The 9,520-nt window shown below is 73.3% G+C and carries 7 protein-coding genes; 3 read left to right on the forward strand and 4 right to left on the reverse strand.

Annotation, left to right across the window (positions count from 1 at the left end; genetic code table 11):
• Positions 1–14 precede the first annotated feature (14 nt).
• The 3 genes from AB0N03_RS42155 to AB0N03_RS42165 all read right to left on the reverse strand — a co-directional run bounded on the left by AB0N03_RS42155 (position 15) and on the right by AB0N03_RS42165 (position 6,391).
• The gene (locus AB0N03_RS42155; protein WP_364384874.1) at positions 15–1,175 is read right to left on the reverse strand and encodes an SWIM zinc finger family protein; all 1,161 of its coding nucleotides are present in this window, start codon (positions 1,173–1,175) and stop codon (positions 15–17) included.
• On the reverse strand, positions 1,175–4,165 hold the full coding sequence (locus AB0N03_RS42160) for a DEAD/DEAH box helicase (RefSeq protein WP_364384877.1): 2,991 nt from the start codon (positions 4,163–4,165) through the stop codon (positions 1,175–1,177). The genes AB0N03_RS42155 and AB0N03_RS42160 overlap by 1 nt, the downstream gene beginning before the upstream one ends.
• Positions 4,166–4,330: 165 nt before the next feature.
• Complete coding sequence (locus AB0N03_RS42165) at positions 4,331–6,391, reverse strand: acyl-CoA dehydrogenase (protein ID WP_364384879.1); 2,061 nt, start codon at positions 6,389–6,391, stop codon at positions 4,331–4,333.
• A 139-nt stretch (positions 6,392–6,530) separates the two neighbouring features.
• On the opposite strand from AB0N03_RS42165, the gene kstR reads away from it, so the two are divergent.
• Together kstR and AB0N03_RS42175 are read left to right on the forward strand one after the other, a co-directional pair.
• The gene (kstR, locus tag AB0N03_RS42170; protein ID WP_364384882.1) at positions 6,531–7,169 is read left to right on the forward strand and encodes a cholesterol catabolism transcriptional regulator KstR; all 639 of its coding nucleotides are present in this window, start codon (positions 6,531–6,533) and stop codon (positions 7,167–7,169) included.
• Positions 7,166–7,858, forward strand: coding sequence for a maleylpyruvate isomerase family mycothiol-dependent enzyme (locus AB0N03_RS42175; RefSeq protein WP_364384885.1), 693 nt, complete (start codon positions 7,166–7,168; stop codon positions 7,856–7,858). Before kstR ends, AB0N03_RS42175 begins: the two co-directional genes overlap by 4 nt.
• Here the strand turns inward: AB0N03_RS42175 and AB0N03_RS42180 are convergent.
• A complete protein-coding gene (locus AB0N03_RS42180) occupies positions 7,812–8,642 on the reverse strand; it encodes an LLM class F420-dependent oxidoreductase (RefSeq protein WP_364384888.1) in 831 nt (276 codons plus the stop codon). The genes AB0N03_RS42175 and AB0N03_RS42180 overlap by 47 nt on opposite strands.
• A 76-nt stretch (positions 8,643–8,718) precedes the next feature.
• On the opposite strand from AB0N03_RS42180, the gene AB0N03_RS42185 reads away from it, so the two are divergent.
• Complete coding sequence (locus tag AB0N03_RS42185; RefSeq protein WP_364384891.1) at positions 8,719–9,402, forward strand: class I SAM-dependent methyltransferase; 684 nt, start codon at positions 8,719–8,721, stop codon at positions 9,400–9,402.
• The last annotated feature ends 118 nt before the right edge of the window (positions 9,403–9,520 follow it).

Here is a 9,520-nt window from a genome sequence, read left to right on the forward strand (position 1 = left end):
GCCGGCCGCCGCGATCAGTACGCCAGGTCCACCGGGCTTGCCGACGGGGGGCCGTCCAAGCGCCACTCCGCGCCCACGCGGATGAACCGGTACCAGCGGGCGTCACGGCCGTAGCGCAGCTGCAACTCCCCCTGCGTCAAGCGATTGCGCCAGACCTTGGGCGTTCCCGGGAGGCCCGCCTCGGCCAGCACTGCTTGCGCTTCGGCCAGCGGACCCGGGCCCGGCTGCCACGTCTCGCGCACGACCGCCAAACCGCCGCGGCCGGCTTCGCGCCAGGCCTCCGCCCAATGGACCAAGTCCCGCAGTGGTACCCCGGCCGCGGTCGCCAACGCGGTGAACTCCGAGCCGGTCCGGCTCGCTGCCCGGCGCGCCAGGTCCTCCTCGAACGTCAGCTCCGCGGCCGTCGCGCCGCTGGTCAACAGGTCACGCGCCAGCGATGCCGCGTCCGCCGCGAGCACCGACAGCGCCGCCGACGTCCAGCCTGTGCTCGGAGGCGGGTCGAGGTCCAGGGTCGCCGGTGGTCCGGCCACCCGCGGGGGCGGCGGCAAGGCCGGGATCGCGCCCGGGCGCCGGGCGTAGGCCGCGCGGGGCGTCAGCCCCTCGTCCACGCGCTTCGGCAGCTTCGGCTTCTCGCCGCGCGCTGGGGCCCGGCGGGACCGCAGCTCGGCCAGGACGTCCGCCCGCGGGCGCCCGCGCAGCAGGAACAGCGTGAACGGGTCGCGGTCCACCTCGTCGGCGACCAGGTAGTACACGGCGGCGACGTGCTTGCACGGGTTCGCCGAGTCCGGGCACGAGCACCGCGGCCGCAGGTCGCCCGGGCCGGGCAGCAGGTCGGCGCCCGCCTCGCGGGCCTGCTCGGCGAGCGCGGCGGGCAGCTCGCCGTCGAGCAGCGCGGCCGCGTGCCCGAGCTGCGTGCCGACGACGCCGAGCAGCGTGTCCCACTCGCCGTCGGTGAAGGTGCGCATGGTGATGGTCACCTTGTACGGCTGCGGCCGGCTGCCGCGTACTCGGGCCGTCATCGCCCCGGCGCCGAAGTGCAGCTCGCCGACCGTCCCCTTGCGCGCGTACGTCCGCCCGCGGGGCAGCCGGTTCGGGTCGAGCTTCGCGCGCTGCTCCAGCGCGTCGACCCAGGCGCGGCCCCACCACGTCCGGCCGAAGTTCCGCCTCGGGGGCATCACCCGCTCCCGAGCCGGACCAGGTCGGCGAGCTCGTCGTCGGACAGCTCCGTGATCCAGTCCTCCCCCGCGCCGACGATCGACTCGGCCAGCCCGCGCTTCTTTTCGAGCACCTGCGCGATCCGCTCCTCGAGGGTGCCCTCGGCGATCAGCCGGTGGACCTGGACCGGCCGGTCCTGGCCGATGCGGTACGCGCGGTCGGTGGCCTGGTCCTCGACCGCCGGGTTCCACCAGCGGTCGTAGTGGATCACGTGGGTGGCCCGGGTCAGGTTGAGCCCGACGCCGCCCGCCTTGAGCGAGAGCAGGAACACCGGGATCTCGCCGGCCTGGAACCGGTCGACCATGTCCTGGCGTTTCGCCGGTGAGCTTTCGCCGGAGAGCAGCTCGGTGGGCAGGCCCCGGTCCTTGAGCCGGCGTTCGAGCAGCCGGCAGAGCTGGACGTACTGGCTGAAGACGAGCACGCTCTCGCCCTCGTCGAGGATGACGTCGACGAGTTCTTCGAACGCGGCGAGCTTGCCGGACCGGCCGGTGAGCGCGCTGTGCGGTTCCTTGAGGAACTGCGCCGGGTGGTTGCAGATCTGCTTGAGCTCGGTGAGCAGCTGCAGGACCTGGCCGCGCCGCTTGATGCCCTGCGTCTCCCGGATTTCGGCGAGGTTCTCGCGCACGACGGCTTCGTAGAGCGTGGTCTGCTCGGCGGTGAGCGGGACGAACCGGTCGGTCTCGGTCTTGGGCGGCAGCTCCGGGGCGATGTCCGGGTCGGACTTGCGGCGCCGCAGCAGGAACGGCCGGACGGTGGCGGCCAGCCGCTCGGTGACGGCCTTGTCGCGGTCGCGCTCGATCGGGCGCGCCACCGTGCGGCGGAAGCGGTCGAGCGGGCCGAGCAGCCCGGGGGTGGTCCAGTCCACAATGGACCAGAGTTCGGTGAGGCGGTTCTCGACCGGGGTGCCGGTGAGGGCGACCTTGGCCCGGGCCGGAACCTTGCGGAGCTCCTTGGCGGTGGCGGACAGCGGGTTCTTGACGTGCTGCGCTTCGTCCGCGGCGACGAGTCCCCAGTCCACTTCGGACAGCGTCTCGCGATCGCGGCGGAGGACGCCGTAGGTGGCGAGCACGACCTCGTCGGGAGCGAGGTCGTCGAGGTGACGGCCGCCGCCGTGGAACCGGCGGACCGGGATGTCCGGGGCGAAGCGGGCGAACTCGCGTTCCCAGTTGCCGAGCAGGGAGGTCGGGCAGAGGACCAGGGTTGGGCCGCCGGTCGAAGCAGAGTGGTCGGCGGGTGGGAATTCGGCAGGCTCCGCGGATTCGGTCGGGTGGGGCTGCCCATCGGGCCGAGGCTCGGCAAGCTCCGCGGCGGCTTCGGTCGAGTAGGTCTGGTTGCCGGCCGGGGCTTTGGCCAAGTCGAGAGGGCCGCCGGCCTCGGGCTCGGCAGGCACCGCTCCCACCGGGAGTGTGGCGACCTGAGCCGCGATCGACCCGCCCTCGGACCGGCGCGCGCCCGGCGGGCCCGCCAGTGCTCGGCGGTGCAGGTGCAGCGCGATCAGCTGGATCGTCTTGCCCAGTCCCATGTCGTCGGCCAGGCACGCGCCCAAGCCGAGCCCGGTCATCGTCGCCAGCCACGCCAGCCCCGCCTGCTGGTACGGCCGCAGCGTCGCCTGCAACCCGGGCGGCGGGGGCACCGAAGCGCCCTCCCGGTCGCGAAGCCGCTCCGCCAGCCCGCCCAGCACCGGGGGCGCCGCGAACTCGACACGCTCGCCGTCCAGTTCCAGCTCGCCCGTCAGCGCCGCCGCCAGGGCCTCGCCCGCGTCGAGCTTGCGGGTGCGGCTCCGGACCCGCGCGAGCAGCTGCGGATCCACCCGCACCCACTGCTCGCGCAGCCGGACCAGCGGACGCTTCGCCTCCGCGAGCGCCGCGACCTCCGCCTCGGTCAGCTGCTCGCCGCCCAGGCTGAGCTGCCAGCGGAACTCCAGGAGGCTCTTCAGCGCGAACTCCGCCTCCGTGACGCTCGCCGGCGCCTGGGTCGCGCTCGCCCTCGCCTTCACCTCGCCGGCGAACAGCCCCTTCGACCAGAGCACCTCGATGCCCGCGCCGCCGAGGTCGCGGGCGCCGTCGGTGAGCAGGTCGACGACCTCGTCGTCGGTCAGCGGCAGCTCCGCGGGCGCGGCCTGCGCCAGCACCCGGCCCAGCGGCGCCCACGCCCGCGCGCCGCGGCGCAGGCCGAGCAGCAGCTGCGTCTCCACCTGGTCGCCGAGCCGGTTCAGGACCGCATCCGGCGCGTCCCACAGCGTCGACGCCTCCACCACCAGGCTCGCCTCCGCCATGCTGCGCACCGCCAGCACCCCGGCGAACGTGTCGTCGTCCCGGCCTTCGACGCGCAGCAGCACCTGGACGCCGCGGGGTTCGCGGGCCTCCAGCTCGGCCAGCCAGGCCGCGCCGTCCGGGCCGAGCAGCGCCGGTTCGCGCGCCGCGAACGCCGGGTCGCCGGCCCCGACCGGCGCCGCCGGGCTGCGCGCCAGCAGGTCGGCCGTCGCGTCCCAGAGGGCGCGGACCAGCGAGTCCGGCGAGTGCAGGCGGATGCGTTTCAGACCGGTCAGCGGCAGCGCGTACGCCTCCGGTGGCAGGGCGCCGGCCAGGCCTCGCAGCAGCTCTTCGTCGGCCGCGTCCAACGGCCCGATCCGCCAGGCCGCCGCCCCCGCCGGCGAGACGGCGGGCCGCAGCCGCCCCCGCGCGACGAGGTTCACCCCGGCGTTGACGGCCGCCGACCACGCCGCGACGGCCGGGCTGGCCTCCTCCCCCACCGCGAGCAGGCGGGGCAGCGCGCGTTCGAGCGGGACGAGCTCGGCGTCGACCTTCGTGCGTGCGAACTTCCCGCCCCGGGGCAGCACGAGCTCGATCGTGGTCCCGCCGGCCACGTCATCGCCCCACAAGGCCAGCACGCCGTCCCGCGGGGGATCCGCGGGAAGGTAGGTGGCCCGGGTGTCTGCGCTGAACTCCACGACGGCAACGCTAGAACACGCCCCCGACAGTTTCGGCCCGGGCGGCGCGAACGGTCCTTTCGCGCCGCCCGGACACCCCGGATCCGCGTGATCGGAGCCGCATCCCGCGTGATCAGAGCCGGGACTCGCGTGATCGGAGACGTAACTCGCGTGATTGGAGGGGCATCAGCCGCGGGGCAGGCCCAGCAGGCGTTCCGCCGTCAACGAACGCAGGACCTGGGTCGTGCCGCCCGCGATGGACAGGCAGCGCGTCAGCAGGAACTCGTGCTGCGCCGGATCGCCCGCGACCAGCGCACCCGCGCCCGCCAGCTCCAGGGCGAACTCCGCGACCTCCTGCCGGTGCTGCACCCCCAGCAGCTTCCGCACGCTCGACTCCGCGCCCGGGTCCTGCCCCTCCAGCCGGCGCAGGGCCGACCGCAGGTCCAGCACCGACCCCGCCACCCCGAACGCCACCAGCGAACCGAGCCGGTCCACGGCCACGTCGTCCAGCGCAGCCGCGTCCACTGTGGACACCAACGACTGCACGCTCTCCCCCACCGCGGATCCGCCCCCGAGGGCCACCCGCTCGTTCGCCAGCGTCGTGCGCGCCAGCCGCCAGCCGCCGCCCGGCGTGCCGACGACGTCGGCGTCCGGGACGAACACGTCGTCGAGGAACACCTCGTTGAACACGGCCTCGCCGGTGATCTCCCGCAGCGGCCGCGTCGTGATGCCCTCGGCGCGCATGTCCACCAGGAAGTACGTGATCCCCTGGTGCTTGGGCACGTCCGGATCGGTGCGCGCCAGGCAGATCCCCCAGTCGGCTTCGCGGGCCAGCGACGTCCACACCTTCTGCCCGGTCAGCCGCCAGCCGCCGTCGACGCGCCGCGCGGCCGTCCGCAGCGCGGCCAGGTCGGACCCGGCCCCCGGCTCGCTGAACAGCTGGCACCACGTGATTTCACCCCGGAGGGTGGGCCGGGCGAACCGGGAACGCTGCTCGTCGCTGCCGTGCTCGAGGATCGTCGGCACCGCCCACGCACCGATCACCAGGTCCGGCCGGCGGACGTCGGCCGCCGCCAGCGCGCCGTCGATCCGCAGCTGCTCCGCCGCGTCGGCACCGCGCCCGAACGGCGCCGGCCAGTGTGGCGTCAGCAGTCCCGCGTCGGCCAAAGCGACCCGCTGCTCAGAACCGGAAAGCACCGCGATCCGCGCCACCTCGTCGCGCAAGGCGGGGTCGTCCCCGACGTCGACGCCCAGCGTCCGCTCGGTCCCGGCGAGAGCCAGCGAAGCCGCCTGACGCCGCCACGGACCGGAACCGCCGAGCCACTGCCGCAACGCCACGGCCCGGCGCAGGTAGAGATGCGCGTCGTGCTCCCAGGTGAACCCGATCCCGCCGAGCACCTGGATGCAGTCCTTCGCGTTGGCGACGGCCGCGTCGAGGGCGACGACGGCCGCACTCGCCACCGACAGCGGGTGCTGCCCGGAAGCCGCATCCCAGGCCAGCGCTTCGGCCGCTTCGGCGCGGCAAAGCATTTCGGCGCACAGGTGCTTGATCGCCTGGAACCCGCCGATGGGCTTGCCGAACTGCTCGCGGACCTTGGCGTACTCGACGGCGACGCTCAGGCAGCGCCGTGCCACCCCGGCGGCTTCGGCCGCGGACAAAATCGCCGCCGACGACTCGACCGGCGGCAGCGTCAGGGGATCGGCACGAACGCCGGAGAACCGGACGCGCGCCAGCGGGCGCGAGAAGTCGAACGCCGTCAGCGGCTCGACGATCACCCCGGGCGTCCCCGGCGCGAGCAGCACGTGGCCGCCGCCGACCGGCACCACCAGCCACGATTCGGCAGTAGCGCCCGGCACCGGCCCGCTGACGCCGTCGTCAAGCGACGGTGCGTCCAGCAGCACGGCGACCGTGGCCTCCCCCTCGGCGACGGCGGCGAGCAGCTCTTTCGCCGAAGGGACATCCGCGAGCAGAAGGCCGGCCAAAGCGGTGCCGAGCACGGGACCGGGAACGAGTTCTTCGGCCGCCGCGGCCAGTCCGGCGGCCAGATCCGCGACGGTGCCGTCGGCGCCACCGGCCGCGGCCGGCAGAGCGACGCCGAACAGGCCCAGCTCGGCGAAGCCCGCGGGAATCCCGGCCGCCGGACCGGTTTCCGCCGCGCGCACCGCCTCTCGGGGGTAGTGCGCGGCGGACCAGGCGTGGATCGCCTCGGCCAGCGCGGCCTGTTCCTCGGTGAGCGCGACCGGCATGGGGCCTCCTCGCGGTACGGACACTACTCACGAGTGTAGAACGTGTTACAGTTTTTCGGCCAGCGGGTCAATTGGTGAACGTTTCGCCAGGACCGGTACTCTACGTCGTGAACTGGAACAAGTTCCGAAGGACGGGGGAATGCCGATGCCCGGCAAAGCCAAAGCGCCGGCGAAGGCACGCGGGAACGGCCTGAGCGCGATCGGCGCCGACGAGCTCGGCTCGGCCGCCCAGCGCGACCGCCGTCGCCGGATCATCGACGCCACCCTCGCGCTGGCCTCGAAGGGCGGTTACGACGCCGTGCAGATGCGCGCAGTCGCCGAGAAGGCCGACGTCGCGCTCGGCACGCTGTACCGGTACTTCCCGTCCAAGATCCACCTGCTCGTCTCCGGTCTCGCGCGCGAGTTCGAGCGCGCGCAGGAGAAGCTGGAACGCCAGGCCATCCCCGGCGACACGCCGGCCGAGCGGCTGATGTTCGTGCTCGGCCGCAACACCCGCCTGATGCAGCGCGACCCGCACCTGACCGAGGCGATGGTCCGCGCGTTCATGTTCGCCGACACCTCCGCGGCCGCCGAGGTCGAGCAGGTCGGGCGGCTGATGGAGAACATGTTCGCCCAGGCCATGGGCATCTCCGAGCCGGCCGAGGCCGATCGCGACATCTTCCACGTCGTCGCGGACGTCTGGATGGCGAACCTGGTGGCCTGGGTGACCCGCCGCGCGTCGGCGGCCGACGTCGCCAACCGCCTCGAACTGTCGGTGCACCTGCTGCTGGACAAGTGATCCCGGCGGCGGCGGTCGCCGAAGCGCACAGCCGGCTGCACCGCGCGCTCGAGCCGCTGACCGACGAGCAGGTGCGCGAGCCGTCACCGCTGCCCGGCTGGACGCGCGGGCACGTGCTCGCCCACGTCACGGACGCGGGACGCGCGCTGGCCGACCTGGTCGAAAACGCCCTGCGTGGCGTGCTGATCCCGCTCTACGACCCGAAGACGCACGACCGCGACGGCATCATCGAGGTCACCGCGGGCCGGAGCGCCGAGGAACACCGGCGTGACCTGCTGCGGCACTCCGTCCGCCTCGAAGACGCGTGGGCGCGCGTCACGGACTGGGACCAGCACGTCGACTACCGCGACGGCAAGCTGTCCAGCACCGTCTTCGCCCGCTGGCGCGAGGTCTGGATCCACGCCGTCGACCTCGACGTCGGCGTCGGCATCGCCGACTGGCCCGACGACTTCTGCGGCCACGCCGTGGACTTCCTCTCCGACCGGCTGCCGGACGGCGCGGCGATCCGCGCCGGCGACCACCGCTGGGGGACCGGCGGCGCCGAAGTGACCGGGTCCGTGCGCGACCTCGCGGCGTGGCTGTCCGGGCGGGCCGCCGGCAACGGGCTCACCGGCGACCTCCCGGACCTGGGTCCGTGGCCCGTCAGCGGTGGGCGGCGACGACCTCGGCCAGCTCGTCCAGCGCCTTGAGCGTCTCGGCCTCGGGCAGCGTCTCCAACAGGAACGTGTAGCGCTCGACGCCGGCCTCGCGGAAGCCGTCGATCACCTTGGCCTTCGTGTCACCACCGAAGACGGCGAACTCGACATCCGAACGGCCCTGGTCGGCGAGCCAGCCGCGGACGCGCTTGGCTTCGTCGAAGTGCGTGTGACCGCGAAGCAGCCAGCCGTCGCCGTAGCGGGCGAGGCGGTTCAGCGCCGCTTCGCTCTCGCCGCCGATGTAGATCGGCGGGTGCGGCTTGCGCACCGGCTTCGGCCACGCGTAGATCGGGTCGAAGTCGACGTGCTCGCCGTGGAACTCGGCCTCGTCCTTCGTCCAGATCTCCTTGAGCGCGGCCAGCTGCTCGTCGATCAGCGCGCCGCGGGTCTTCGGGTCGGTGCCGTGGTTGCGCATCTCCTCGCGGTTCCAGCCGACGCCGACGCCGAACAGCGCGCGCCCGTCGGAGACCAGGTCGAGCGACGCGACCTCCTTGGCGGTGTGGATCAGGTCGCGCTGGATCAGCAGCGCGATGCCGGTGCCGAGCAGCAGCTCCGACGTCGCGGTGGCCGCGGCGGTGAGCGCCACGAACGGGTCGAGCGTGCGCTTGTACTTCTCCGGCAGGTCGCCCCCGCCCGGGTACGGGCTTTCCCGGCTGACGGGGATGTGCGAGTGCTCGGCCAGGAACAGCGAGTCGAAGCCGCGTTCCTCCAGCGCCGCACCGAGCACGTCCGGCCGGATGCCTTCGTCGGTCACGAACGTCGAGATCCCGAATTTCATACTCAACGACTACCACCAGGTTGACAGGAGGTGCAGGATGGAGTGATCTCATCATACGTTGAATAAGGGGGCAGTGATGGACGTACAGGACGTCGACTTCGAAGAGCTGTACCAGGGCGCCACCCCGATGGGCCGGAAGATGCCGTGGGACATCGGCGCGCCGCAGCCCGCCGTCGTCGCGCTGGCGGACGCCGGCGAGTTCACCGGCGAGGTGCTCGACATCGGCTGCGGGCTCGGCGACAACTCGGCCTTCCTCGCTTCGCGGGGACTGTCCGTCACCGGGCTGGACGGCGCGCCGTCGGCCATCGAGCAGGCCCGCGCTCGCACGCCGGACGTCACTTTCGCGGTGGCCGACGCGACGAAGCTCGAGGGCCACGAAGGCCGCTTCGACACCGTCCTCGACAGCGCGCTCTACCACTGCCTGACCGAAGACGAGCGGCACCAGTACCTCGCGGCACTGACCCGCGCGACGCGGCCGGGCGCGCGGCTGCACCTGTTCGCCTTCTCCCCCGAGGTGCCGGACGCCTTCCCGGCGCCGTACCTGATCACCGAGGCGAACCTGCGCGAGACCGTCGGGAAGGACTGGACGATCGAGCGGCTCGAGCCGACGCTGTACACGACGTCGATGACGACGGAGGAGCTGAAGCTGAGCGTCCGGACGATGCTGAACGCCGACCCCGCCGGGCTGGACCGGCTCGGCACCGACGCGGACGGCCGCGTGCTGGTTCCGGTCTGGCGATTGAAGGCCATGCGCCGCTGACCTCGTCGTGGGGGGGGGTAAGGGGGGTTTAACATTTTTTAACAAAAGAACACGCGGGGGGGGCGTGGGGGGGGGGGGGGGCCCCGCCCCCGAGAACAAGGGGGGTGTGTGGGCCACC

Source organism: Amycolatopsis sp. NPDC051061 (genome assembly GCF_040682935.1).
Taxonomy (GTDB): domain Bacteria; phylum Actinomycetota; class Actinomycetes; order Mycobacteriales; family Pseudonocardiaceae; genus Amycolatopsis.

Coding starts and splice junctions, on each gene's coding strand:
- AB0N03_RS42155 (WP_364384874.1), bottom strand. CDS start 1,175: ATGCCCCCGAGGCGGAACTTCGGCCGGACGTGGTGGGGCCGCGCCTGG.
- AB0N03_RS42165 (WP_364384879.1), bottom strand. CDS start 6,391: ATGCCGGTCGCGCTCACCGAGGAACAGGCCGCGCTGGCCGAGGCGATC.
- kstR (WP_364384882.1), top strand. CDS start 6,531: ATGCCGATGCCCGGCAAAGCCAAAGCGCCGGCGAAGGCACGCGGGAAC.
- AB0N03_RS42180 (WP_364384888.1), bottom strand. CDS start 8,642: ATGAAATTCGGGATCTCGACGTTCGTGACCGACGAAGGCATCCGGCCG.
- AB0N03_RS42185 (WP_364384891.1), top strand. CDS start 8,719: ATGGACGTACAGGACGTCGACTTCGAAGAGCTGTACCAGGGCGCCACC.